The following is a 26348-nucleotide window of genomic DNA, read 5'->3' as shown; positions in this document are numbered from 1 at the left end:
GCACGTCCCCGCGGGCTGTGTAGCGCCGCGGGGTACAGATAATCACAGCGAAAGGTAATGCAACAAGATGCTGGCCAAGAAAAGAATGAGTTCGCTGCTGTTGGCTTTGCTGTTTTCTACTTCTGCCTGGGCGGGGCTGGGCGGAATCGCTGTCCGCTCCAACCTGGGCGAGGCCCTGCGAGCGGACATCGACTTGACTGGCAGCGGCAAGGGGGATGAAGAAGTTGTCAGGGTGGGGCTGGCCTCCATCGATACCTTTCGCGATCTGCAAGTCGATTACGCCGGTGTGCTGAGCAGCCTGCGCTTCACGCTGGCCTACCGTTCCAATGGCAAGCCGTATATCCGTGTTTCCTCCACCCAGCCGATCAGCGAGCCTTTCCTGCGCTTCGTGGTGGAGGCGCGTGCGGCCAACGCCCGTTACGTGCGTGAGTACACCGTGCTGCTGGACCCGGCCGAATACGCCGGCCATGCCGATGAAATCAGCCGCAGCCCGGCGCCGGTCAGCACCGCGCCGCTGAAGCTGAACCGGCCGCAGCCGACGCCGGTGCGCACGCGCCCGGCGGCAACAGACAACGCCCCCGTGCCGCCGACCTACCCGACGGCGCACGGCAACATCGTGGTACAGCCGGGGCAGACCCTGTCCGGCATTGCCCACAGCCTGGGCATGGGCGGCGTGAGCCAGCGGCGCGTCATGGCGGCGCTGGTCAAGGCCAACCCCAATGCCTTCATCAACGGCAACCCGTCTTCGCTTCGGGCCGGCAGTGCGCTGAAAGTGCCGTCCGTAGCGGCGGTGCACGCGCTGCACGAGCAGCAGGTAGCGCAGATACTGGCCGGCAGCATGGCTGCCAGCCCGGTAAGCCCGGCCAAACCGCTGGCCGAGCCGGCTCCGCAGACGCCAGCAAAGCCTGCTGCCGCACCGGCTCCGCTACCCGCGCCGGCCCCGGCCGCCAAGGCTCCAGCCTTGCCGCCGCCGGTAGCATCGGCCGCGGCGGCATCGGCGCCGAGCGCCACGCCGGTACTCAAGCTGGAGGCGCCGGAAGCATCCGCCTCCGCCACCGACAAGGCGCTGCAGGACGCCCAGCACAAGATCGACCAGCTGGAGAAACAGCTCAAGGCCCTGCAGGCGCAGACCGCGGCCCAGGCCGCGCCGGCCAAGCCGGAAGGCGGGCCGTCCTTCATCGGCTCGCTGCTGGATAACCTGCCGCTGGTTGCCGGTGGCAGCGCCGCCATTCTGCTGCTGTCGGCTGCGGTGGTGTTCCTGCGCCGCCGCCGTGGCAATACCAGCACCTTGTCCCCGGCTACCATCAATATGCCGCTGTCGGACGCCGGGCACGCCACGGGCGCCGCCACTGCGACCGACAGTGCCTTCCTGGCCGACTTCACCCGCACCAGCATGAACACGGTGGATACCGTGGAAGTGGACCCGGTGGCCGAGGCAGAGGTCTACTTGGCCTACGGACGCGACCAGCAGGCGGAGGACATCCTCAAGGATGCGCTGAGCAAGGACCCGACCCGCCACGAAGTGCGCCTGAAACTGATGGAAATCTACGCATCGCGCCAGGATCGCGGTGCGCTGGAGACCCATGCCAAGGAACTGCATGCCGTCACCGGCGGGCAGGGCAGCGTATGGGGCAAGGCCGCCGGGCTGGGGCGTTCCATCGACCCGGATAATCCGCTGTATGCCGATCTGGCGCCGGCCGCCGCCGCGGGAGCGGTGGAGGTGGTTGCCTCCGACCAGGTGCTGGACCTGGACAAGGAGCTGATGGGCGACATCGCGGCAGATGCGCCGTCCGCGCCCACCGCTACCAGCCAGCCCGCCGGCAATATCGAGGCTGCATTGGCCGAGCCGGCACCGGCTGCCGACGACGACCTGGATGCGCTGCTCAACCCGCCCAAGCCGGCCACGCCGCCGGAGCCGGTGCCGCCCCCGCCGCCGGACAACAGCCACATGCTGGATTTCGACTTCAACCTCGACAGCATGCTGCCGGGTAATGAGGCCGCCAAGGAAACGGCAGCCGAGCCGGATGCACTGGAAACCTTCAGTTTCGACATGAGCAGCCTGGAGCCGCATGCTGGCGAAGCGGCGAAGCCGGCCGCGGCAGAAGCCGTGCCGACCACCGGCCTGGATGTCAGCGACGACCCGCTGTCCACCAAGCTGGACCTGGCGCGCGTTTACCTGGACATGGGCGACAAGGAAGGCGCGCGTGAAGTGCTGGAAGAGCTGGTGAAAGAAGCTCAGGGCAGCCTGAAGGCAGAAGCGGAAGCCCTGCTGAACACGCTGTAAGAGAGCCACGACCCAGGCTGCATGACGTGTGTTGTGCAGCCTGTTTTTGCATCGAATTTTCAAAGGGGATGATGGCGTGCGACTGAAGGCGCTGTCCGTTGCGCTGGCGCTGGGAATGCTGGCTCCGTTCGCCCATGCCGGGCTGGGCGAGGTAAGGGTGTTGTCGGCCGCCGGAGAGCCGTTTCTCGCCGAGATTCCGGTGCTGGACGAACCGGGCATGCTGGGGCCCTACGCCTCGCTGGCCTCATCGCAGCAATATCCCTTTCTGGGCAGTTATTCCGCCAAGGCGTTCCAGCTCAAGATACTGACCGTCGAGGACCAGCCAGGCCACTACATGATCCGCATCATGGGCCCGGTGATGAATGCCGACGAAGCACTGGATTTCGCGCTGGAGCTGGCCTGGGCCGCCGGGCGCGAAGTGCGCGCTTACCACGCTACACCCACTGCGCAGCAGGCACCGCAACGGCAGGATGCCAGCGCCGCCGGCGGCGACATGCCGGCCGCGGTGCCCGCCGACAATATCCTGGCATTTGGCGAGGCGCGGCTGCTGTCCAGGCATGGTGCGCCGCTGCTGGCGGAGGTGCCTCTACTGGGGCAGTGGCCGGACGCGCTGGGCGACCAGGACTTCGTGCTGCAGCGCACCGCGTCCACGCCGGACGACGGCATCACCGTGCACTACCACCAGGAACAGCAACGCCGCTGGCTGACGCTGGAGGGCGCGCAGCCGCTGCTGGCGGATGAACTGGCCTTCGTACTGGAAACCCGCGCCCGCGGCCTGCTGGTGGCCCGCAGTTTCCGCATTCCGCTGCAACTGGCGCCGGGGCAACTGGCACACGTGCCGCGCCAGCCCAAGCTGGCGGGCAAACACGCGCTGCACCGGGTGCAGCCGGGCGAGACGCTGTCCTTGCTGGTCAGCGGCATGGCGCACGGGCTGCATCGGCGCAACGAACTGGCGCTGCAGGTCGTGCGTGACAACCCGCATGCCTTCATCGATGGCAACCCCAATCGCATGCTGGCCGGTGCGCTGCTGCAGCTGCCGCAAGCCAGCCATGCACGGCAGCCGCAACCCGCCCACGCACGGCGGCAGCAGCTGCGCAAGGCTGCACCGGCGCCAACGCCGCAGGCAGCGCCACAGCCGCTGCCAAAACCGCTACCCAAGCCGGCGGCAGCGCCACCACTGGCAAGCCCGCAACCGGCGCTGGCCGACGCGGCATCCAGTGCCAAGGCCGCGCCGGCAACCAGTGCTGCATCCGAGGCGGCCAGTCAGGCGCAGGAACAGCAGCGCATCCGCCATCTGCATGAGGCGCAGACGCGCATCAACAAGCTGGAAGCCGAGATTCAGCGCATTGCCTCCGGCGCCAGGGGGCAGCCCAGCCCGCATGCCTTGCCGGCGACGGCACACAAACAACACGACGACGAGTTGATGTCCGCGCTGGACGACTGGATTCTTACCGGCGTGGGCGGCGCATCGGTACTGAGCCTGCTGGCCTGGGCGATCTGGCGCCGGCGCAAGCAGCAGACACAGGAAGAGCAGGCATCGCAGCAGGAGGCGCAGGAGTTGGCCGCACAGGCGCTACGCCAGCGTGCCGAGGACGCCCTGGTGCCGGTGGCGGATGAAGCGCCGGCTGCGACCCAGCCGCTGGCCATGCCGTCCGAGCCGGCGATGCTGGCGTTCGAGGAGCCTGAGCTGGCCACCATGGCCGCGCTGGCCGAGGAGGAAGCGCCGGCGATGCGCATGCCGTCCGAGGTATTGGCGGAATCGCAGCCGCCGTTGTTGGCGGCGGACGACGCGATGCTGGAGTTGCCAATAGCCGACGAGTTGGCGCCACAGGCTGCCGCGGCGGAAGCCGAACTGCCGGAGACCATGCTTGCCGCCGCGCAGGCCGACGACCTAACGGCAACGGCCGAGCCGGAGCCTGCGCAGCAGGCCGAGGCCGTGGAGCCGGACCCCCTGGAACCAGCGCCGCTGGAGCAGCAGACGGAGCCGGTACCGGAGGCCATGGCACAGGCGTTCCTGGCGCCAGAGCCCGTCGCACAAGAACCCATAGCACAAGAAGCCGAGGCCGATGCAGAGCCGCTGGCCGCCACCGATGGCGCCGTGACCAGCGCTGCTGCCGCCGCGCCCGCAGCCCAGCCGCAGAGCGTGGCCGAAGTGCTGGCCGAGGTCGATATCCAGATGCTGTATGGCCGCCGTGAAGAAGCGCAGCAGCTGCTGCGCAGCGCCCTGCAGCAGGACCCGCAGGCCGAGGCGTTGCGGGTGCGCCTGCTGCAGCTGCTGGCCGAGGCCGGCGCGCGCGAGGCGTTCGAAGCCGAGGCACTGGATGTCCTGGCGATGACCGGCGGTGAAGGTGCGCTGTGGCCGCGCGTGCAGCAGCTGGGCGCCAGCTTCGACCCGGCCAATCTGCTGTACCGTTCCACCGAGGCGCCACCAGCGCCGCCGATTACCCAGACCGCGCCACCGCGCGAACCGGTGCGGCAAGTGGTGCGCCGTGTCAGCGGCAACGAGGCGGTGCCGATGGCCGAACTGGCGGAAACCGATGACGAGACTGCCGCGCTGGCCGAGCTGTACCGCGAGATGGGCGACAAGGAGCTGGCCGAGGCGCTGCTCAAAGGCAACAGCAACTGATGCCGCGTCTTGCCGTTTCGCATTCCCTTACCCGCTGCGGCGCAGTCTTCTTCCCGGGGCTGAATCTTTCCCGACTGTTGCTGCCGGCCTTGCCGGTGCGCCATCTGCAGGCGCCGGCAATGGCACAAGCCGGTGCCGATAAGGTACAGTTGCCTCTTTACCCTTGGAACAGACGGGACGGCGCGCTGCTGGCGGGCCTCCTGATGGCGGTTGTAATGAAAGTAGTGGCATGAGGATAGCGCTGGGCCTGGAGTACGACGGGCGCGCATTTGCCGGCTGGCAGAGCCAGCCGCACGGCAATACCGTACAGGACAGGCTGAACCGGGCGATTTCCACCATCGCCGGCCAGCCCACCGTCACCGTGGCGGCCGGGCGTACCGACGCCGGCGTGCACGCGCTGCAGCAGGTGGTGCATTTCGATACCGACGCACAGCGGCCGCTGAACGCCTGGGTGCGCGGCGTCAACGCGCACCTGCCGGACAGCGTGGCGGTAACCTGGGCGCGCGAAGTGCCGGAGACCTTCCACGCCCGTTTCTCGGCGTTTTCCCGTTCCTACCGCTACCTGCTGCTTACCGACCCGGTACGCCCGGCGTTGACCGCCGGCCGCATCGGCTGGTATCACCAGCCGCTGGACGTGGCCGCCATGCGCACCGCGGCGCAGGGCCTGCTCGGGCAGCACGATTTTTCCAGTTTCCGCGCCAGCGAATGCCAGGCCAAGTCGCCGCTGAAAAACCTGCAGCTGCTGGATATCCGGGAGGCGGATGGCGTGATCAGCTTCGATCTGCTGGCCGATGCCTTCCTGCACCACATGGTGCGCAACCTGGTGGGCGCGCTGCTGTATGTGGGCAAGGGCAGCCTGGATAGCGCCGGCCTGCAGACACTGCTGGCCGCACGCGACCGCACCCTGGCGCCGCCCACCTTCATGCCGGATGGCCTGTACCTGACCGGTGTCGGCTATCCGCCGGAATTCGATGTGCCATCGCACGCCGCGCCAGCGCGGCTGACGCTGTGGAGATGACATGAGCGCGCGTATCAAGATTTGCGGTTTCACCCGCCCGGAAGACGCACTGGCTGCGGCCAACCTTGGCGCCGACGCCATTGGCCTGGTGTTCTACGCCAAGAGCCCGCGCCACGTGAGCATTGCCCAGGCGCAGGCCATCATTGCCGCGCTGCCGCCGTTTGTCAGCGTGGTGGCGCTGTTCGTCAACGCCAGCCGCGCGGAAGTGGAGAGCGTGCTGGCGCACTGCGCCATCGACGTGCTGCAGTTCCACGGCGAGGAAAGCCCGGAATTCTGCCGCAGCTTCCACCGCCCGTATCTGAAAGCGGTGCGGGTGCAGCCCGGCACCGACCTCGCCGCGCTGGCGGCGCAGTATCATGATGCCCGCGGCCTGCTGACCGACGCCTTCGTGGAAGGCGCGCACGGCGGTACCGGCAAGACTTTCGACTGGATGCTGATCCCGCCGCAGCTGCCGCTGCCCTTGATCCTGTCCGGCGGACTGGACGAATACAATGTGGCCGATGCGGTAGCACGCGTCAGCCCCGCCGCGGTGGATGTTTCCAGCGGCGTGGAAAGCGGCAAGGGCATCAAGAGCCCACAGCGCATGGCCAGTTTTATCGCCGCGGTACGTGCGGCACAGAATGACAGATCGGAAAAGCCCGGTTTCTAAGCGAGACAAGGCGCGAATGAAAAATCCCGACGCCGCATATGGCTGATATGTAAGGAGGGATTTTTCGTGAGTAACGCCGTATCGCGACGAAAACGGGGTTTTACATCAATGCCGCCGGTGTAAGCCGGCACACACCCACTATCAGGAGCATGCCATGAGCCAATACGACTTCCCCGATGCACGCGGCCACTTCGGCCCGTACGGTGGCGTCTACGTTGCCGAAACCTTGATGGCTGCCTTGGACGAGCTGAAAGCCGAGTACGCCCGTGCCAAGGCAGACCCGGCCTTCTGGCAGGAATACCACTACGAGCTGAAGCACTTCGTCGGCCGCCCCAGCCCGGTGTACCACGCCAAGCGCTGGTCCGAGCTGCTGGGCGGGGCGCAGATCTTCCTCAAGCGTGAAGACCTCAACCACACCGGCGCGCACAAGATCAACAACGCCATCGGCCAGGCGCTGCTGGCGCGCAGCATGGGCAAGAAACGCGTGATCGCCGAAACCGGCGCCGGCCAGCACGGCGTGGCCACCGCCACCGTGGCGGCGCGCTACGGCATGGAGTGCGTGGTGTACATGGGCGCCGAGGACATCAAGCGCCAGGCGCCGAACGTATTCCGCATGAAGCTGCTGGGCGCCACCGTGGTGCCGGTGGAGTCCGGCTCCAAGACGCTGAAGGATGCGCTGAACGAGGCGATGCGCGACTGGGTAACCAATATCGACACCACCTTCTACATCCTCGGCACCGCCGCCGGCCCGCACCCGTACCCGATGCTGGTGCGCGACTTCGTATCGGTGATCGGCGAAGAAGCCAAGGTGCAGATGCCGGAAATCCTCGGCCGTCAGCCGGACGTGGTGATGGCCTGTGTTGGTGGCGGCTCCAACGCCATCGGCACCTTCCACCCGTATATCGATGTACCGGGCGTGCGCCTGGTGGGCGTGGAGCCGGCCGGCGACGGCCTGGAAACCGGCCGCCACGCCGCGCCGCTGGCCTCCAATGCGCCGGCCGGCGTGCTGCATGGCTCCCGCAGCTACCTGATGCAGGATGCCAACGGCCAGGTCATCGAGACCCATTCCATTTCTGCCGGCCTGGATTACCCAGGCGTGGGCCCGGAACATTCCTGGCTGAAGGATAGCGGCCGCGCCGAGTACGTGGCGGTAACCGATACCGAGGCCCTGGCGGCCTTCCACGAATGCTGCCGCCTGGAAGGCATCATCCCGGCGCTGGAATCCAGCCACGCACTGGCTCAGGCGGTGAAGCTGGCGCCCACCATGGCGAAGGACAAGGCCATTCTGGTGACGCTGTCCGGCCGCGGCGACAAGGACATCAACACCGTTGCCGGCCTGATGGGGCTGACGCTGTAAACACCCAAGGGTTGGCCGCATGCGGCCAACCCTTGGCACTTTTCATACGCGGGCAGCAGGCGATGCTGCCCAGCAAGGAAACCTGCCATGAACCGTATTGCTGCCACCTTTGCCCGCCTCAAGGCCGCCGGCGAAAAAGCACTGATTCCCTTCATCACCGCCGGTGACCCGCACCCGAACCTGACCGTGGAGCTGATGCACGGCCTGGTGGACGGCGGCGCCGACATCATCGAACTGGGCATCCCGTTCTCCGACCCGATGGCCGACGGCCCGGTGATCCAGCGCGCCAGCGAGCGCGCCCTGGTGCACAAGGTAGGCCTGCGCGACGTGCTGGCGATGGTGAAAACCTTCCGCCAGAGCAACCAGAGCACCCCGGTGGTGCTGATGGGCTACCTGAATCCGGTGCACGTCATCGGCTACCAGCAGTTCGCCCAGTTGGCCGCCGATGCCGGCGTGGACGGCGTGCTGACCGTGGACTGCCCGCCGGAAGAAGCGGCGGAACTGTCCGCCGCGCTGGAGGCGGTAGGGCTGGATCCGGTGTTCCTGATCGCCCCCACCACCCCGGATGCGCGGGTGCGTGAAATCGCCAGCCAGGCACGGGGTTATGTCTACTATGTGTCATTAAAAGGCGTTACCGGCGCAGGAAATCTGGACATTGGCGACGTAGCGCGTAAAATTGCCGCCCTCAGACAATTTATCGAGGTACCGATCGGCGTCGGTTTCGGCATTCGCGATGCCGAGACTGCCCGTGCTATCGCCGGCACCGCCGACGCGGTAGTGGTGGGCAGCCGTCTGGTACAGGAAATCGAGGCGGCTACACCAGAAACTGCCAAAGAGCAGTTGACCCGTCTGGTGGCCACACTGAAGGCCGCCACCCGTTAGCACCTGATTGCGATCTCGCGTGTATTCCGAAGGCGTACGCACCGCGTAAGGTTTTCACCACGCGCAGCAGATCGCAGGCAGGTGATTAGGACAACGCTGGACACCCGTACCAGCAGCACTGCGGCCAACGCCAGGTTGGCCGCAGTATTTGATTCAAGGAGTCAGCATGAGCTGGTTGAACAAACTCCTGCCGCCGAAAATCAAGCGCGAAACCCGCGCCGTGAAATCGTCGGCGGTACCGGAGGGGCTGTGGAGCAAGTGCCCGGCCTGCGAGGCGGTGCTGTATCACACCGACCTCCAAAACAACCTGCAGGTCTGCCCCAAGTGTGACCATCATCACGCCATCGACGCGCGCGCGCGCATCGACATGCTGCTGGATGAGGAAGGCCGCCGCGAGATCGGTGCCGACGTCAAGCCGGTGGATATTCTCAAGTTCAAGGACAGCAAGCGCTACCCGGATCGCCTGACCGCGGCGCAGGGCAGCACCGGCGAGGACGACGCGCTGGTGGTGATGCAGGGCAGCATCCACAACCTGCCGGCGGTAGTGGCTGCCTTCGAGTTCCGCTTCATCGGCGGCTCGATGGGCTCGGTGGTGGGCGAACGCTTCGTGCGCGGCGTACAAGCCGCGGTGGAAGCCCGCGCACCCTTCATCTGCGTGGCCGCCTCCGGTGGCGCGCGTATGCAGGAAGGCCTGAACTCGCTGATGCAGATGGCCAAGACCTCGGCCGCGCTGCAACTGCTGACCGACTTCCAGCTGCCGTTCATCTCCATCCTCACCGACCCGACCATGGGTGGCGTATCCGCCTCCTTCGCCTTCCTTGGCGACGTGGTGATCGGCGAGCCGGGCGCGCTGATCGGCTTTGCCGGCCCGCGCGTGATCGAGCAGACCGTGCGCGAAACCCTGCCGGAAGGCTTCCAGCGTTCCGAGTTCCTGATGGAAAAGGGCGCCATCGACATGATCGTCGACCGCCGCGAGCTGAAAGAGCGCGTTGCCACCCTGCTGGCAATGTTGCAGAAAGAGCCGCCGGTAGCCGCCTGATCAGGCGACGCCATATGAAAAGCCAGTCTACGGACTGGCTTTTTTGCGTGCGGCAAGGTGATCGGCCACCTCATGCGGCCAACGTTGGCCGCATGGCTCAGCCCCATACCACGCCGCTGGTCAGCACTTCCTCGGCGCGGCGCAGCGCGGTGGTGAGGTCGGGCTGGATGTTGCCCACGCCCATCTCGTGTGCCAGCCGCGCGTTGCGCAGCATGCTGGTGACCTCGTTGCCGGCGCCGCACAGGATCAGCGTGCGGTCCTGCTCCGCCAGCCGCTGGTGCAGGGTGGACAGCGCCAGCAGGCCGGTGGTGTCCAGCAGCACCAGCCGGTGCAACTGCAGGATCACCACCCGCACGCTGGAAGGCTGGCTGACCAGCCGCTCCAGCGTATCGGCGGCGCCGAAGAACAGCGCGCCCTCCACCCGGTAGGCTACGCAGCCGTCCGGCACCGTCTTGCCGGCGATCGAATGCCGCTCGAACAGCTGGGCGTGCTCCGGGCGCAGCTGCTGCACGCTGGTGCTGGCCGCCATGCGGCGGATGAACAGCACCGCGGCACTCAGCAGGCCAATCTCCACCGCAATGGTCAGGTCGAACACCACGGTCAGCACGAAAGTGACGATCAGGATGGCTGTGTCCTGGCGCGGAAACTGCGCCGCCTTGCGGATATCCCAGTCGCCCATTTTCAGCGCCACCGCGATCAGTATTGCCGCCAGCGCCGCCAGCGGAATGTAGGCAGCCAGTGGCGCGGCCACCAGGATGATGATCAGCAGCAACAGCGCGTGCACGATGCCGGCCACCGGCGTCTTGCCGCCGTTGCCGATATTGGTGGCAGTGCGCGCCACCGCGCCGGTGGCGGGGATGCCGCCGAAGAACGGCACCACCATATTGGCGATGCCCTGGGCAATCAGCTCCTGGTTGGCGTCGTGCTTGTCGCCGGTAAGGCTGTCGGCCACCACCGCGCACAGCAGCGATTCGATGGCCCCCAGCAGCGCGATGGTGAAGGCCGGGGTGAGCAGGTCCGACAGGTGCTGCGGGTCCAGCGTCAGGCCATGGAAGGCCGGCAGCCCCTGCGGAATGCCGCCGAACTTGCTGCCGATGGTGGCCAGCGGCAGGTGGAACAGGCCCACGGTGAGGGTGGCCAGTACCAGCGCCACGAAGGGGCCGGGCAGGCGGCTGTTCAGGCGCCTGGGCCACAGCAGGATCAGCAGCAGCGAGGCGGCGGAGATGGCCAGCGTCAGCGGGTCGAAGTCGGCGATGTGCTGGCGCAGCGCATGCAATACCGCAAAGAAGCCGGCCGGCATCTGCGCGATGGGCAGGCCGAAGAAGTCCTTCAGCTGGGTAAGGAAGATCAGCACCGCGATGCCGTTGGTGAAGCCGGTGATCAGCGGCATCGGGAAGAACTTGATTACCTGCCCCAGCCGCAGCAGTCCCATCAGCACCAGCATTGCACCGGCAATGAAGGTGCAGATGATCAGGTTGGCCACGCCGTACTTCACCACGATGCCGTAGATGATGACGATGAAGGCGCCGGTAGGGCCGGTGACGCACAACCTGGTGCCGCCCAGCAGCGAGGCGAGCAGGCCGGCGATGACGGCGGTGAAGATGCCGGCCTGCGGCGGCACGCCGGAAGCGATGGCAAAGGCCATGGCCAGCGGCAGCGCCACGATGCCGACGGTAATGCCGGCCATCAGGTCCTGGCGCAACAGCGCGCGGCTGTAGTGTTGCAGGCTGTCGAGCAGGCGCGGGCGGAAGGCGGGCAGGGTGGGCATGGCGGCTTCTTGTTGCTGTTGTCCTGCTGGAAGACTACTGAACAAGACCGTATGAATTCAAGGGATATATGCCGCTGCCCCCTCCGCCTGGCGCTACAGCCGGATAGCGAAATACAGCGCGCAGATCAGCAGCGTGGCCAGCGTTACCGGCACGCCGGTACGCGCGTGGCGGCGCCAGTCGATGCGCACGCCGTGGCGGGCGGCGGCATCCACCACCAGGATGTTGGCGATGCTGCCGACGATCAGCAGGTTGCCGGCCAGGGTGCTGACCAGCGCCAGCATGCTGCCGGCCAGTGCATGGCTGGCTACCGGCAGCAGCAGCATCACCGCCGGCACGTTGGAGATGATGTTGGACAGTACGAAGGTGGTGCCGAACAGCGTCCACGGTTCGCTCAGCCGCACCCCTTGCGCCGCCAGCCAGCTCACTGCCTCGGCCGGCAGGCCGGTACCCTGCAGCGCGTGGTTGACGATGAACAGCCCGGCGAACAGCACCAGCACCTCCCAGTCCACCAGCCCCAGCATGCGCGCGGAGTGCAGCTTGCGGCTCATCAGCAGCAGGCCGGCGCCGGCCAGCGCTACCTGCTCGTGCGGCAGCGGCGAGAACAGGAACAGCGCGAGCAGCACGCCGGCCACCGCCAGGCCCTTGACGCTCTGCCAGCGGTCCAGCGGCGGCTCGTCGCTGCGCAGCTCCGCTGCCGGCGGCGCTGCTGCTGTGCTTGCCCAGTCGCCACGGGTCTGCCATACGATGATCGCCCAGCAGGCGGCCAGCCCCAGCAGCACCGGCACGATGGCCTGCAGCAGATAGCCGGCAAACGACAGTTGCAGCGTCTGGCCGATCAGGATGTTCTGCGGGTTGCCGATCAGCGTGGCGGCGGAGCCGATATTGGACGCACAAGCCAGCCCCAGCAGGAAGGGCACCGGGTTCAGCTGGCGCTGCAAACAGGCCTGCACCAGCACCGGCGCCATCGCCAGGCAGACGATGTCATTGCTGAACACCGCCGACAGTGCGCCGGACATCACGATCAGTAGTCCCAGCAGCCGCGGCGGCGATACCGGCAGCGCGGCCATGCCGCGGGTGGCCCAGCCGTAGAAGCCGCCCAGCCGCATCTGCGCCGATACCACCATGAAGGAGAACAGCAGGATGACGGTGGGCAGGTGAACGGCGGCTACCGCCTGCGGCAGGCTCACGGCGTCCAGGCCGATCAGCGCGATGGCGCCCAGCAGTGCCACGCCGGTGCGGTCCAGCTGCAGCAAGGGCAGGCCGCCCAGGATCATGCCCAGGTAGACCAGGGTGAAAATGGTGACGATGGTGGCGGTCATGTTCGGGTGGGGTAGTGGGAGGTTTAGTGATCCAGCGCCAGTTTGGCGCCAAAGCCGATGAAGGCGACGCCCAGCAGGCGGTCCATGCCGCGGCGTACCGCAGGTGCCTGCAGCCAGGCGCTGGCGCGGGCCGCCACCAGGACGAGCAGCGCGAACCAGATCACCCCTTCCAGCGCGTGGATCAGCGCCATGGTCAGGCTCATCCACAGCACGCTGTCCTGCGGCTGCAGGAACTGCGGCAGGAAGGTGAGGTAGAACAGCCCCACCTTGGGGTTGAGCAGATTGGTCAGCACGCCGCGCCAGAACCAGTTGCCGCCGGCTTCGCGCGTGGCATCAGGGTTGGCCGCAGGCTCGCTGCGGCGGCGCAGCAGCTGCACGCCCAGCCACAGCAGCCAGCCGGCGCCGATCACGCGCAGCAGCGTGTAGGCGAGGGCGGAGGTGTGCAGCAGCGCACCCAGCCCGCAGGCCACGATCACGCCCCAGGCCAGCACGCCGCAACAGATACCGATGCCGGCAGCCAGCGCGGCACGGCGGCCTTCGTTGACGGCGGTGCGCAGCACCAGCGCGGTATCGAGACCGGGGGTGATGGTGAGCAGGGCAGCGGTGGCACTGAACAGCAGCAGCGAGGACAGCATGGCAGGGTTCCTGTGGTGGGAGGCGGTAATGATAACGGCAACTGCGGCCAAGGTCAGGCAGCAAGGTTGGCCGCAAGCCGCCGTGAGAGTGCAAAAACGGCAAGCCGAGGCTTGCCGTTGTCGATAGTGCCGGCGCTTACCACAGCACCTTCACGGTGCGCTCGCCCAGCCAGTCTTCCAGCGTCACCAGCAGGCTGTCGTCCAGCCGCACGCCCCATTCCGGCGGCAGCATCAGGTCGCCCTTGGCCTTGTCGTTCTGGTAGCTGATGCGCACCGGGCAGCCGGCTTCCTCGCTGCGGTAGGGGGTGAGGATGTTGCGCAGCGAGGTCACGTCGTGGCTGGCCTTCATCTGGATCGCCAGGCTGCGCGCGTAGCGGCTGCGCGCCTCGCCCAGCTCGTACAGCTGGTCAGCCACGATGCGCAGGCCGCCGGAGAACTTGTCCTCGCTCACCTTGCCTTCCACCACCAGCACGATGTCGTCCTTCAGCTTGGTGCGGTTGGCGTCCACCGCTTCGGCGAACAGGCTCACTTCCAGCTTGGCGCTGCCATCGTCCAGCTGTACGAAGGCCATCTTGCCGCGGCTGCCCACCTTGGTGCGGATGCCGGTGACGAAGCCGGCCAGCAGCTGCGGCTCGCGCTTGGGCTGGATGCGGTTCAGCGGCGTCTTGATGAAGCCGCGCACTTCCTTCTCGTAGGCGGTGAATGGGTGGCCGGACAGGTAGTAGCCGATGGCGATCTTCTCTTCCGCCAGCTGCACCGCCGGGGTCCATGGTTTACAGTCCACCATTTCCACGCTGGGCGCCACGTCTTCGCCGAACATGTCGAACAGCCCGCCCTGACTGGCGTTGGCCGCTTCCTGCTCGGCGGCGCTCATGGCCAGGCCGACGTTGGCGAACAGCCGTGCGCGGTGCGGGTCGATGCTGTCGAAGGCACCGGCACGGATCAGCGCCTCGATTACGCGCTTGTTGACCAGTTTCTTGTCGGTGCGCGAGCAGAAGTCGAACAGGCTGGTGAATTTGCCGCTTTCGTTGCGCACCGCCACGATGTGATCCACCGCCGCCTCGCCGGTGCCCTTGATGGCGCCCAGCGCGTAGCGGATGTGTTTGCGGTCCACCGGCACGAAGCGGTAGAAGCTTTCGTTCACGTCCGGCGGCAGGAATTTGAGGCCGTTCTTGCTATCGATACTGTCGTCGTAGAACACCTTCAGCTGGTCGGTGTTGTCCAGTTCCGACGACATGGTGGCGGCCATGAAGGCCGAGGTGTGGTGCGCCTTCAGCCACGCCGTCTGGTACGACACCACCGCGTAGGCCGCGGTGTGCGACTTGTTGAAGCCGTACTCGGCGAACTTGGCCATCAGGTCGAACAGCATCTCGGCCAGTGCCGGGTCGTAGCCTTTTTCCTTGGCACCGGCGGCAATCTTGCCGCGGTGCTCGGCCATTTCCTCCGGCTTCTTCTTGCCCATCGCGCGGCGCAGCATGTCGGCGCCGCCCAGGGTGTAGCCGCCGATGATCTGCGAGATCTGCATCACCTGTTCCTGATACACGATCACGCCGTAGGTCGGGTCCAGGCAGGCCTGCAGATCGGGGTGGAAGTAGTCCACCTCCTGCTTGCCGGCTTTACGGAGAATGAAGTCGTCCACCATGCCGGAGCCCAGCGGGCCCGGGCGGTACAGCGCCAGCACCGCGATGATGTCTTCGAAACGGTCGGGGCCGAGTTTTTCCAGCAGCCGCTTCATGCCGTCCGATTCAAGCTGGAACACGCCGGTGGTGTTGGCCTGCTGCAGTACCTTGTAGGCGGCCGGGTCGGTGAATTCCAGCAGGTTGATGTCGGTGGTGAACGAGGGGTCCAGCGCTTTGATGTAGCGCACTGCCAGGTCGATAATGGTCAGGTTGCGCAGGCCCAGGAAGTCGAACTTCACCAGCCCGACCTGTTCCACGTCGTCCTTGTCCAGCATCGATACCGGCACCGCGTCGTCGCCGCTGGCCTGGTACACCGGGCAGAAGTCGGTGATCTTGCCCGGCGCGATCAGCACGCCGCCGGCGTGCATGCCGATGCCGCGGGTGAGGCCTTCTAGCTTCTTGGCCAGCGCCCACATCTCGCGCAGCTCTTCCTCGTTCTCCAGCCGCTCGCGCAGTACCGGCTCCATTTCCACTGCGTCGTCCAGCGAATACTGCTTGCCGGGCGCGGCGGGAATCAGCTTGGAGACGCCGTCGCAGAACATATAGGGCAGGTCCAGCACGCGGCCAACGTCGCGCACCACCGCCTTGGCCGCCATGGTGCCGAAGGTGGCGATCTGGCTCACCGCCTCGGCGCCGTAGGCCTGGCGCACGTATTCGATTACCCGGTAGCGGTTGTCCTGGCAGAAGTCGATGTCGAAGTCGGGCATGGATACCCGCTCCGGGTTCAGGAAGCGTTCGAACAGCAGCGCGTAGGCCAGCGGGTCGATGTCGGTAATGCCGATGCTGTAGGCCACCAGCGAACCGGCACCGGAGCCGCGGCCCGGGCCTACCGGGCAGCCGTTGTTCTTCGCCCAGTTGATGAAGTCCGCCACGATCAGGAAGTAGCCGGGGAAGCCCATGTCGATGATGGTCTTGCACTCGATGGCCAGGCGCTCGTCGTAGCGCGGGCGCTCGGCGGCGCGCAGTTCCGGGTCCGGGTACAGTTTTTCCAGCCGCGTCTCCAGGCCCTCCTTGGAGAGGTGCACCAGGTAGTCGTCCAGCGACATGCCGTCCGGGGTGGGGAATTGCGGCAGGTAGTTCTTGCCCAGCTGCACGGTGACGTTGCAGCGGCGGGCAATCTCCACCGAGTTGGCCAGCGCCTCGGGAATGTCGGCAAAGCGGGCCAGCATCTCCTCGGTGGACAGGAAGTACTGGCACTCGGCAAAGTCCTTCGGCCGGCGCTTGTCGGACAGGGTATAGCCTTCGGCAATGCACACCCGCGCCTCATGCGCCTTGAAGTCGTCCGCATCCATGAACTGGATGGGGTGGGTGGCCACCACCGGCAGGCCGGTTTCGCCGGCCAGCCATAGTGTGGCCTGTACCACGTTTTCCACCTGCGGGTTGTCCACGCGCTGCACTTCCAGGTAGAAGCCGCCGGGGAACATGCCGGCCCAGTAGTCGGCGCGCTGGCGTGCTTCGTCCAGGTTGCCGTTGGCCAGCGCCAGCCCCACGTCGCCCAGGTGGGCGCCGGACAGGCACAGCAGGTTGCTGTTGTCACCGGCTTCCAGCCAGCTGCGCTTGATCTGCGCGCGGCCGCGGTGCTGGTTGTGGGTGTAGGCCTCGGCCAGCAGCTCGCACAGCCGGCCGTAGCCGGCGCGGTTCTTCACCACCAGCATCAGGCGGCTGAGCTTTTCCGGGTCTTCGGCGTCTTCCACCCAGATGTCGCAGGACACGATGGGCTTGATGCCCTTGCCGCGGCAGGCCTTGTAGAACTTGACCATGCCGAAGATGTTCATCAGGTCCGACATGCCCAGCGCCGGCATGCCGTCCTTGACGGCGCGTTTTACCGCGTCGTCCAGGCGGACGATGCCATCGGTGACGGAAAATTCGGAATGGAGGCGGAGGTGGACAAAGCGGGGTGCATTCATCCCGCCATTGTAACGGGCGGGGGCGCGGGCGTCATGACGAGCTTGGCGGCCGGGGTTGGCCGCATGCGGCCAAGCTTGCGGCGGGGCTTGTTTTTCTTTTGGTTGCAGGGTGTAGGGCGGGTTGAACCAACGGTTCATACCCGCGTGAACGGTGCGATACCGCGCGGGTATGGCCTGCGGCCAACCCGCCCTACGGCAGGCGTTGCGGCCAAGCTTGCGGGGGGCTTATTTTTCTTTCGGTCGCAGCGCCGCCAGCGCCGCCCTTTGCATTTCCAGGGTCTTGATCTGCATGGCCAGCATGCCCAGGTTCATGGTGAGCCAGGTTTCCACCACCTTGAGTTCGGCGATCTTGCGGTCCACTTCTTCTTCCGTCATCGGCGGCAGGAAGGGCTGGGCGCCGGGCGGGGTGGCGGATTGCAGCAGCTGGCGGAACATGGCAAACGGATCGGCGGGGTTGAAGTCGGTGCTCATGGGATTCTCCGGTGGCGCCGGGATGAGCCGGCATGCTGGCCTCATCTTAGCGGGCACCTCGAAAAACTCCAGCTTTCGTTGCGATACTGCGTTGCTCACAAAAAACTCCTCCTTACATATCAAACATATGCGGCGTCGGCGTTTTTCATTCGCGCCTTGTCTCGCTTAAAGATCCGGGTCTTTCGAGGCGCCCTAAGGTATCACCTGCGGTGCCAACAAAAACGGGCACCCGAAGGTGCCCGTTGTGTCGATGACTGTTGCCGGCTTAGTTGCAGGCGGCATCCACGGCGGCCAGCGCCACCATGTTGATGATGCGGCGTACCGAGGAGATCGGGGTGAGGATGTGCACCGGCTTGGCCATACCCATCAGGATCGGGCCGATGGTCACGCCGTCGGAAGCGGAAACGCGCAGCAGGTTGTAGCTGATGTTGGCGGCTTCCACGTTCGGCATTACCAGCAGGTTGGCCGCACCTTTCAGGGTGCTGTCCGGCATGGCCTGCTGGCGGATGCTTTCCACCAGCGCGGCGTCGCCCTGCATTTCACCGTCGATTTCCAGTTCCGGGTGGGCTTCCTGCACCAGGGCCAGCGCGTCGCGCATCTTGCAGGCGCCATCCGAATTCCAGGTACCGAAGCTGGAGTTGGACAGCAGCGCAACCTTGGGCTGAATGCCGAAGCGGCGGATCGATTCGGCAGCCATCTCGGTGATGGCGGCCAGCTGTTCCGCGTCCGGAGTCGGGTTCACGTAGGTGTCGGCGATGAAGATGTTGCCGGTCGGCAGGATCAGCGCGTTCATCGCGGCGGCCACTTTATCTTCGCGGGCGTAGCCGATCACGTTCTCGATGATGTCGAAGTGCTGGCGGTACGGGCCGTAGGTGCCGCAGATCATGGCATCGGCCTCACCGCGGCGCACCATCAGCGCACCGATCAGGGTGGTGTTGCCGATCACGCGGCGGCGAGCCTGTTCCTGCGATACGCCCTTGCGCTTCATCAGCTGGTAGTAATCCTTCCAGTACTCGGCGTAGCGCGGGTCGGATTCGTTGTTCACCAGTTCGAAATCCTTGCCGGCTTCCAGCTTCAGGCCCAGCTTCTTCAGGCGCTTCTCGATCACGCTCGGGCGGCCGATCAGGATCGGGTGAGCCAGACCCTGGGAAACGATTTCCTGGGTGGCGTGCAGCACGCGCTCGTCTTCGCCTTCGGCCATCACCACGCGCTTGAGCGCCTTGCGGGCCTGGGAGAACACCGGCTTCATGAACAGGTTGGTCTTGTAGACGAACTGGGTCAGCTGGTCGATGTAGGCGTCGAAGTCCTTGATCGGGCGGGTAGCCACGCCGGAATCCATGGCGGCCTTGGCCACGGCCGGGGCGATCTTCACGATCAGGCGCGGGTCGAACGGCTTCGGAATCACGTATTCCGGGCCGAAGGACAGTTCCTGGTCACCGTAGGCGGTGGCCACTACGTCGTTCTGCTCGGCCATGGCCAGGTCGGCGATGGCACGCACGGTGGCCAGCTTCATCTCTTCGTTGATGGTGGTGGCGCCCACGTCCAGCGCACCACGGAAGATGAAGGGGAAGCACAGTACGTTGTTCACCTGGTTCGGGAAGTCGGAACGGCCGGTACCGATGATGGCGTCCGGGCGTACTTCCTTCACCAGCGGCGGCAGGATTTCCGGCTCCGGGTTGGCCATGGCCAGAATCACCGGGTAGGCGGCCATGGATTTCACCATGTCCTGGGTCACCAGTTTCGGGCCGGACAGGCCCATGAAGATGTCGGCGCCCACCATGGCGTCGGCCAGTTTGCGCTGACCGTTGTCCGGGATGGCGAAGCGTTTCTTCGATTCGTCCATCTTGTCGTCGCGATCCTGGTAGATCACACCCTTGGAGTCGCAGACGGTGATGTTCTCGCGCTTTACACCCAGTGCTACCAGCAGCTCCAGGCAGGCGATGGCGGCGGCGCCGGCGCCGGAGGCCACCACGCGCACGCTGCCGATTTCCTTGTTCACCAGGCGCAGCGAGTTCAGTACCGCGGCGGCGGCCACGATGGCGGTGCCGTGCTGGTCATCGTGGAATACCGGAATGTTCATGCGTTCGCGGCATTTCTTCTCGATGTAGAAGCATTCCGGCGCCTTGATGTCTTCCAGGTTGATGCCGCCGAAGGTCGGCTCCATCGAGCAGATGATGTCTACCAGCTTGTCCGGGTCGTTCTCGTTCAGCTCGATGTCGAACACGTCGACGCCGGCGAATTTCTTGAACAGTACGCCCTTGCCTTCCATCACCGGCTTGCCGGCCAGCGGGCCGATGTTGCCCAGACCCAGTACCGCGGTACCGTTGGTCACCACGGCAACCAGGTTGCCGCGGGCGGTGTATTTGTAGGCGTTAAGCGGGTCTTCCACGATAGCATCGCAAGGAGCGGCTACGCCCGGCGAGTAGGCAAGTGCCAGGTCGCGCTGGGTGGCCAGCGGCTTGGTTGGGGCGACCTGGATCTTGCCCGGCTGCGGGAACTGGTGGAACTCGAGTGCGGCTTGGCGCAGTTGCTCGTCCATTCTGTTGGCTCCTGATTTTTTGTGCAGAGGGTGTGGAGAGGGCAGCCATTATAAGGGCCAACCCTAGTATTGGGCTATGTCCGTGTCTGACAAAAAACCGCGGCGAAACATTCGCCGTGGTTTGAGGTTGTCGCCAAGCCCTTGCGCATGGCGCGAGGGCCTGGCGGTGTAAACGGCAAGGCTGCCTTTGCTGCCTGAACCGCGGCGAAACTTTCGCCGCGGTTTTGCCTTGCGGCCAACGTGCTTACATCATGCCCAGCGCACGCGGCAGCCACAGCGAGATCGATGGCATATAGGTCACCATGATCAGGAAGGCCAGCATGGTGAGCAGCCATGGCCATACCGCCACGGTAAGCTCGGTGATGCCCATCTTGGTGATGCCGGACGCCACGTACAGGTTGAGGCCCACCGGCGGGTGGCACATGCCTACTTCCATGTTCACGGCGATCAGGATGCCGAAGTGCACCGGGTTCACGCCCAGTTTCACCGCCACCGGGTACAGGATGGGCGCCATGATCAGCACGATGGCGGACGGGTCCATGAAGTTGCCGGCAGCCAGCAGCAGCACGTTGGTTACCAGCAGGAAGGCCACCACGCCCATGCCCTGGCTGGTCATCCAGGCCGCCATGGCCTGCGGAATCTGCTCCGAAGCCATCAGGAAGGAGAACAGCACCGCGTTGGTGATGATGTATAGCAGCATCGAGCTCATCGAGGCGGCGTTGATCAGCACGCGCGGCACATCCTTCAGCCCCATGTCCTTGTACACGAACACGGCGATGACGAAGGCGTACACCGCGGCCACGGCGGCGGCTTCGGTGGGGGTGAAAATGCCGCTGTAGATGCCGCCAATCACCAGCACGATCAGCAACAGGCCCCATACGCATTCACGGAATGCCTGGAAGCGCTCGCCCCAGCTGGCGCGCGGCAGGCGCGGGTAGTCGGCCTTCTTGGCGCGGAACCAGGTGGTGAGGCCCAGCAGCACCGACAGGCACAGGCCCGGCAGCACGCCGGCCATGAACAGCTGGCCTACCGAGGCGGTGCTGACCGGTGCGCCGGTCGGCCCGGTGACTTCCATGCCGGCGGTGGCGATGGAGTACATCACCAGGTTGATGGACGGCGGGAACAGGATGCCCAGCGCGCCGGAGGTGGTGATCACGCCGGCGCCGAAGCGCTGCGGGTAACCCTGCTTGACCATGGCCGGCAGGATGATGGAACCCACCGCCACCACGGTGGCGACGGAGGAGCCGGTAATGGCGGCAAACAGTGCGCAGGACACCACGCCGGCCAGGCCCAGGCCGCCATACCAGTGGCCCACCAGGGTGGTGGCGAAGCGGATCATGCGCCTGGCCACACCGCCGTGCATCAGGAAGTTACCGGCCAGGATGAAGAACGGAATCGCCATGATTTCGAACTTCTCGATACCGGTGAACAGCTTCAGTGCCACCGATTCGATCGGCACCTGGGTCATGGTGAACAGGAAGGTGAGTACCGTCAGGCCCAGCGAAATGGAAATGGGCATGCCGGTGAGCATCAGGGCCAGCAACAGCCCGAAAATGATCAAGGTGGTCATCAGTGCTTGCCTCCGTGCGAGATGTCATGCGGATGCAGGTTGTCGAGCGCTTCGTCGCCCTCGATGCCTTCCACCTGGCCGTGCTCGTGCTTGGGCAGCTCGCCGGTACGCACGAAGCGCCAGGCAACCTGCAGGAAGCGGAAGCACATCAGGTAGGAGCCGCAGGGAATGGCGAGGTAGACCAGCCACATCGGTGCTTCCAGGTCGGGCGAAGTCTGGTCGGTGTGGGCGATTTCCCACACGAAGTTGGCGCCCAGCGTGCCCACCACGCCGGTGAACAGCGCACCGGCCAGCAGGCCGAAGATGATGAACTTGGCACGGTTGCGGTCGGACAGGCGGTTGATCAGCACGTCTACACCCACGTGGATGCCGGTGCGCACGCCATAGGCGGCGCCGAACTTGGCCATCCATACGAACAGGTAAATGGTCAGCTCCTGTGCCCAGCTCATCTGGATGTGTTCCAGCAGCGGCTGCAGCGACGGGATGCCGGAGCCGTAGCGGTGCAGTACGGCGGCAAAGGTGACCAGCGTTGCCACGCCCATCAGCAGGGCAATGATCCATTCCTCAAGGTGGTCGAGGATCTTGAGCATGAAAGTCTCCTGGTTGAACAAAAAGAGCGCCGCCCTGTAGCGGGGGCGCTCGCTTGTCATCGGCTCGGCGCCGGCCCACGATCTGTTGCGCGTCGCGCGATGCGGCGTTGAAACCGGCTGCGGAATGCGCTTCCTGTGCCGGTTTCGCCTTGTTGCGCGGGCGCTAGATCGTGAACACGGGCTTATTTCGGGGCGCTGTAGCCGGTGGTCTGTTCAACCTGCTTGAGCAGGGCCAGGCCCACGCGGTCGGCCATCTTCTCGTGCACTTGCTTGAACACTTTCTGGAAGGCGGCTTTCTCGGCCGGGGTGGGGGTGTAGATCTGGGTCTTGCCGGAAGCCTTGATGGCGGCCAGTGCCTTTTCGCTGTCCTGTTGCGCCAGCTGGATCTCGTACTTGGTGGTATCCGCCATGGCGCCTTCCAGCGTGGTGCGGATGTCGGCCGGCAGGCCGTCCCAGAACTTCTTGTTCACCACGACCGCGTAACCCAGGTAGCCGTGGCCGGTCAGGGTCAGGTGCTTCTGCACTTCGTAGGCCTTGCTGGTGTACAGGTTGGACGGCTCCAGCTCGGTGCCATCCACCACGCCGGTCTGCAGCGCCTGGTACACCTCGGAGAACGCCATTACTTGCGGCAGGGCGCCTACTACGCGCATTTCCTCATCCAGCACCTTGGAGGACTGGATGCGGATCTTCACGCCTTTCAGGTCGGCCGGGGTGTGAATCGGCTTGTTGGAGGAGAAGTTCTTGAAGCCGTTGTCCCAGTAGCCCAGGCCCTTGATGCCCTTGGTTTCCAGCTTGCTGAACAGCTGTTTGCCGATCGGGCCCAGGGTAACCTTGTGCACTTCGTCGTAGTTGTCGAACAGGTAGGGCAGGTCGAAGGCTTCGAATTCCTTCACGCCCAGCGGGCCGAACTTGGCCAGGCTGGGGGCCAGCATCTGTACTGCGCCCAGTTGCAGCGCTTCCAGTTCTTCCTTGTCCTTGTACAGCTGGCTGTTCGGGTACACCTGTACCTGCACGCGGCCCTTGGTGCGCTGCTCGGCCAGCTTCTTGAAGTATTCGGCGGCCTTGCCTTTCGGGGTGTCCGGTGCCACCACGTGGCTGAACTTGATCACGATGTCGGCGGCGTTGGCGATACCGGGTACGGCCAGGGCCAGGCTGGCGATCAGGGCGGCATGCTTGAGTTTCATGTGTCTACTCTCCTGTGGTCACATGTTGTGTTGTGTCTTGTGGTTTCCGAGTGAGCTAACCTTGCAGGCAAGGTGTTCACGTCACATGCTCAACACTAGAAGCAGTTCGGCGCGGCAACCATTGGGGAATTCGGCATCAGGGAATTCCCCAATGGTTGGCCGCAAGGGGCTGCGCCACTGTCATTCGCCCAACCGTCACGAGCCTGGCCATGTTGCAGAAAGACTCCCTGTCGCACCCCTCATCGCCGCGCCGGCTATGGCTGGGGGCGGCGCTGATCCTGGTAGGCCTGCTGGCCGCGCTGTCCTGGCTGTTCCTGGTGGTCTACAGGGACTGGCAGGACGAGCAGCGCGACAGCCTGATCCAGGAGCTGCTGTGGCTGGACCAGAGCCTGCGCTTGCACATGGAGGAACATCAGCGCTGGCTGGACAGCATGAGCGACGGCCTGCCGCCGGCTTCTGCCGTGCAGGGGCAGCGCTTCCTGGCGTCGGCGCGGCTGCTGGAGCGCGAGAACCGCGAGATCGTGGTGGCGCAGTGGGTGGAGCGCGGCGGCCTGGTGAAGCTGGACAGCCTGGGCCGGCCGCCGCATCAGCTGGATGCGGTCGGTACCGATGCCATGTGGCGGGCGGAAAAACTCGGCCGCACCGCTTACGGCCAACCTTATCTCGGGCCGGATAACCACTACCGCTTCGACCTGGTGGCGCCGGTGCTGATCGATGGCCGCTTCGTGGGTGGCGTGCGGCTGGTGTACAGCATGAGCGGCCTGCTGCAGCAGCAGGTGCCGTGGTGGATCGCCTCCAAGTACCACATCAGCCTGGTGGACCTGGGCGGGCACCTGCTGGCCAGCAAGTTCGAGCAGGCGCCGCCGCTTGGCACCCAGTCGCACCAGATCAGCTTCGACCCGCCGGGCTTCGGCGTGATGCTGCGCGGCATCAGCTACCGCACCGGCATCGGCCTCACGCTGCCGGTGCTCAGCGCGCTGATTGTCGTGCTGGTCATCGCGCTGCTGTTCCTGCTGTGGCGCATCCGCCGCCATGTGCGCCAGCGCGCCAGTGTGGAACAGGCGCTGCAGCGCGAAATGTCGATACGCCGCGCGGTGGAGGACAGCATGAAAAGCGGGCTGATCGCCTTCGACCGCGACGGCGCCATCCTGCGCGTCAACCGTGCCATGTGCGAGCTGACCGGCCTGACGGTGGAGGAACTGGTGGGTCAGCGGCTGCCATACAGCTTCTGGGCGGAGGAAGATCACACACTGCTGATGGCCGCCATGCGCGCCATGCTGGCCGGCGAGCTGCCGGCACACGGCTTCGAGTTGCCGTTCCGCCGCCGCGACGGCGAGCGCGTCGAGGTGCGGCTGTACGCGGCGCCGCTGCTGCAGGGCGAGCGGCAGGAGGGCTGGGTGGCGTCGATGTACGACATTACCGAGCTGAAGAAAAAACGCCTGGCGCTGAACGCCTCGCACCAGCGCTTCCTCACTGTGCTCAATGGTCTCGACAGCGGCCTGTGCGTGGTGGACGGCGATAGCCGGCTGCTGCTGTATGCCAACCCGGCGTTTGCCGGCGGCTGGGGTGGCTTCGATGCCGAAGGGCCGTACTGCCCGCTGCTGCCGGGCATGGCGCGCGGGCTGGATCAGATGGCGGCCAACCTGGAGTTCTCGCCGGATCGCGGCCGCAGCTGGTACCAGCTGCAGTACCGCGCCATCGACTGGGTGGATGGCGAACCGGCCTGGCTGTGCATGCTGGTGGATGTCAGCGAATCGCGCGCCCGTGCTTCGCGCGAACGGGCGCAGGAGGAGCGCTTCCAGACCACCTCGCGGCTGATCGCCATGGGCGAGATGGCCTCTTCGCTGGCGCACGAGCTGGGCCAGCCGCTCACCGCCATTTCCACCTACGCTGCCGGCCTGGCGCGCAAGCTGCCCAGCGATGCGGCGCAGAACAACGGCGTGGGCGAGGCGGTGCAGGCCATCGCCGACCAGGCGCGCAGGGCGGGGCAGATCGTCAACAGCATCCGCGCCTTTGTTAAGAAACATGCACCGCAGCTGGAGCTGTGCGACCCGGATCTGGCGCTGCGCCGGGCGGTGGCGCTGGCGCAGCCGATGGCCGACAAGTACGGCATGCCGCTGCTGCTGGAGCCGGGGCCGGCAGGGCAGCGGGTGGAGATGGACCCGGTGCTGATCGAGCAGGTGCTGCTCAACCTGATCAAGAACGCCATCGAGGCGATGCGCGAGGCGGATAGCCTGCGGCCAACGGTACGGCTGAAAAGCGCCGTCGGCGCGCAGTTCTGGCGCGTGGAGGTGGTGGACAATGGCCCGGGGCTCAGCGAGGAGATTCGCGGCAACCTGTTCACGCCGTTCTACTCCACCAAGCCGCAGGGCATGGGTATCGGCCTCAACATCTGCCGTTCCATCGTCGAACACCACCGCGGTGAGTTCGGCGTCAGCGCACCGCTGACCGGCGGCTGCGCCTTCTGGTTCACCCTGCCGCTATATCAGGGCGAGTAGGGGGTAGATAGCAAAAAAGGTTGGCCGCATGCGGCCAACCTTGGAGATTGTCATCAAGCCCTGGCGCGTAGCGAAAGGGCTTGATGGTGAAAACGGAAAGGCTGCCGGTGTTGGCACTTGGCTGGAGCGGCCCGGCTGTGCCGGGTCCGGTAGCGCTTAAACAAAGTGCCAGGTCAGCAGCCTGAAGGTTGGCCGCATGCGGCCAACCTTTTTACTGCTGCACGACGCTTACTGCTGCGGCGTCAGAATGGTTTCCTGCGCCTCCGGCAGCGTGTCCGGGTAGTCGCGGCTGTAGTGCAGGCCACGGCTTTCCTTGCGCAGCAGCGCGGAGC

At 65.7% G+C, this 26348-nt stretch carries 19 protein-coding genes (1 of these 19 only partly in view); 9 read left to right on the top strand and 10 right to left on the bottom strand.

Annotation, left to right across the window (positions count from 1 at the left end):
• Nucleotides 1-85 precede the first annotated feature (85 nt).
• The 8 genes from PSELUDRAFT_RS18260 to accD all read left to right on the top strand — a co-directional run bounded on the left by PSELUDRAFT_RS18260 (nt 86) and on the right by accD (nt 9855).
• Nucleotides 86-2284 (top strand): FimV/HubP family polar landmark protein, encoded by a 2199-nt coding sequence (locus PSELUDRAFT_RS18260; RefSeq protein ID WP_157725177.1) that lies wholly within the window; start codon nt 86-88, stop codon nt 2282-2284.
• 76 nt (nt 2285-2360) lie between these two features.
• The gene (locus PSELUDRAFT_RS18255) at nt 2361-4910 is read left to right on the top strand and encodes a hypothetical protein (protein WP_157725176.1); all 2550 of its coding nucleotides are present in this window, start codon (nt 2361-2363) and stop codon (nt 4908-4910) included.
• Nucleotides 4910-5143, top strand: a complete 234-nt coding sequence (locus PSELUDRAFT_RS18250; protein ID WP_088968171.1) for a hypothetical protein — start codon at nt 4910-4912, stop codon at nt 5141-5143. The genes PSELUDRAFT_RS18255 and PSELUDRAFT_RS18250 overlap by 1 nt, the downstream gene beginning before the upstream one ends.
• Nucleotides 5140-5928, top strand: a complete 789-nt coding sequence (gene truA, locus PSELUDRAFT_RS18245) for a tRNA pseudouridine(38-40) synthase TruA (protein WP_088968170.1) — start codon at nt 5140-5142, stop codon at nt 5926-5928. Before PSELUDRAFT_RS18250 ends, truA begins: the two co-directional genes overlap by 4 nt.
• 1 nt (nt 5929) lies before the next feature.
• A complete protein-coding gene (locus tag PSELUDRAFT_RS18240) occupies nt 5930-6577 on the top strand; it encodes a phosphoribosylanthranilate isomerase (RefSeq protein ID WP_088968169.1) in 648 nt (215 codons plus the stop codon).
• 154 nt (nt 6578-6731) lie between these two features.
• Nucleotides 6732-7934 (top strand): tryptophan synthase subunit beta, encoded by a 1203-nt coding sequence (gene trpB / locus PSELUDRAFT_RS18235; protein ID WP_088968168.1) that lies wholly within the window; start codon nt 6732-6734, stop codon nt 7932-7934.
• An 87-nt stretch (nt 7935-8021) separates the two neighbouring features.
• Nucleotides 8022-8816 carry a tryptophan synthase subunit alpha gene (trpA, locus tag PSELUDRAFT_RS18230; protein ID WP_088968167.1) on the top strand — a complete coding sequence of 265 codons (795 nt, stop codon included), beginning with the start codon at nt 8022-8024 and terminating at the stop codon, nt 8814-8816.
• Nucleotides 8817-8982: 166 nt separating this feature from the next.
• On the top strand, nt 8983-9855 hold the full coding sequence (gene accD, locus PSELUDRAFT_RS18225; protein WP_088968166.1) for an acetyl-CoA carboxylase, carboxyltransferase subunit beta: 873 nt from the start codon (nt 8983-8985) through the stop codon (nt 9853-9855).
• Nucleotides 9856-9952: 97 nt separating this feature from the next.
• Here the strand turns inward: accD and PSELUDRAFT_RS18220 are convergent, their stop codons facing one another.
• From PSELUDRAFT_RS18220 to PSELUDRAFT_RS18180, 9 genes are all read right to left on the bottom strand, one after another.
• Nucleotides 9953-11623 (bottom strand): SulP family inorganic anion transporter, encoded by a 1671-nt coding sequence (locus tag PSELUDRAFT_RS18220; RefSeq protein ID WP_088968165.1) that lies wholly within the window; start codon nt 11621-11623, stop codon nt 9953-9955.
• A gap of 93 nt (nt 11624-11716) precedes the next feature.
• On the bottom strand, nt 11717-12943 hold the full coding sequence (locus tag PSELUDRAFT_RS18215; protein WP_088968164.1) for an anion transporter: 1227 nt from the start codon (nt 12941-12943) through the stop codon (nt 11717-11719).
• Nucleotides 12944-12966: 23 nt separating this feature from the next.
• Nucleotides 12967-13578 carry a LysE family translocator gene (locus PSELUDRAFT_RS18210; protein WP_088968163.1) on the bottom strand — a complete coding sequence of 204 codons (612 nt, stop codon included), beginning with the start codon at nt 13576-13578 and terminating at the stop codon, nt 12967-12969.
• Between the two features lie 136 nt (nt 13579-13714).
• A complete protein-coding gene (gene dnaE / locus PSELUDRAFT_RS18205; RefSeq protein ID WP_088968162.1) occupies nt 13715-17164 on the bottom strand; it encodes a DNA polymerase III subunit alpha in 3450 nt (1149 codons plus the stop codon).
• A gap of 225 nt (nt 17165-17389) precedes the next feature.
• Nucleotides 17390-17635 (bottom strand): PhaM family polyhydroxyalkanoate granule multifunctional regulatory protein, encoded by a 246-nt coding sequence (locus PSELUDRAFT_RS18200; protein ID WP_088968161.1) that lies wholly within the window; start codon nt 17633-17635, stop codon nt 17390-17392.
• A gap of 265 nt (nt 17636-17900) precedes the next feature.
• A complete protein-coding gene (locus PSELUDRAFT_RS18195) occupies nt 17901-20174 on the bottom strand; it encodes an NADP-dependent malic enzyme (RefSeq protein WP_088968160.1) in 2274 nt (757 codons plus the stop codon).
• Nucleotides 20175-20418: 244 nt separating this feature from the next.
• Nucleotides 20419-21744 (bottom strand): TRAP transporter large permease, encoded by a 1326-nt coding sequence (locus tag PSELUDRAFT_RS18190; protein WP_088968159.1) that lies wholly within the window; start codon nt 21742-21744, stop codon nt 20419-20421.
• A complete protein-coding gene (locus PSELUDRAFT_RS18185) occupies nt 21744-22334 on the bottom strand; it encodes a TRAP transporter small permease (RefSeq protein WP_088968158.1) in 591 nt (196 codons plus the stop codon). The genes PSELUDRAFT_RS18190 and PSELUDRAFT_RS18185 overlap by 1 nt, the downstream gene beginning before the upstream one ends.
• Before the next feature lie 182 nt (nt 22335-22516).
• Nucleotides 22517-23518 carry a TRAP transporter substrate-binding protein gene (locus PSELUDRAFT_RS18180; RefSeq protein WP_088968157.1) on the bottom strand — a complete coding sequence of 334 codons (1002 nt, stop codon included), beginning with the start codon at nt 23516-23518 and terminating at the stop codon, nt 22517-22519.
• A 209-nt stretch (nt 23519-23727) separates the two neighbouring features.
• Here PSELUDRAFT_RS18180 and PSELUDRAFT_RS18175 point away from each other — a divergent pair, with 209 nt between their 5' ends.
• A complete protein-coding gene (locus tag PSELUDRAFT_RS18175) occupies nt 23728-26016 on the top strand; it encodes a PAS domain S-box protein (RefSeq protein ID WP_088968156.1) in 2289 nt (762 codons plus the stop codon).
• Nucleotides 26017-26244: 228 nt separating this feature from the next.
• Here PSELUDRAFT_RS18175 and nadB read toward each other — a convergent pair whose 3' ends face one another.
• Nucleotides 26245-26348: the 3' portion of an L-aspartate oxidase gene (gene nadB / locus PSELUDRAFT_RS18170; RefSeq protein ID WP_088968155.1), read on the bottom strand. The gene runs 1480 nt beyond the window's last position; the window shows 104 of its 1584 coding nt (coding positions 1481-1584); its start codon lies off the right edge, out of view; its stop codon occupies nt 26245-26247.

The organism is Vogesella sp. LIG4 (genome assembly GCF_900090205.1).
Taxonomy (GTDB): Bacteria; Pseudomonadota; Gammaproteobacteria; order Burkholderiales; family Chromobacteriaceae; genus Vogesella.
The sequence above is the reverse complement of the archived record's forward strand: the minus strand, read 5'-3'. Positions and strand labels throughout refer to the sequence as shown.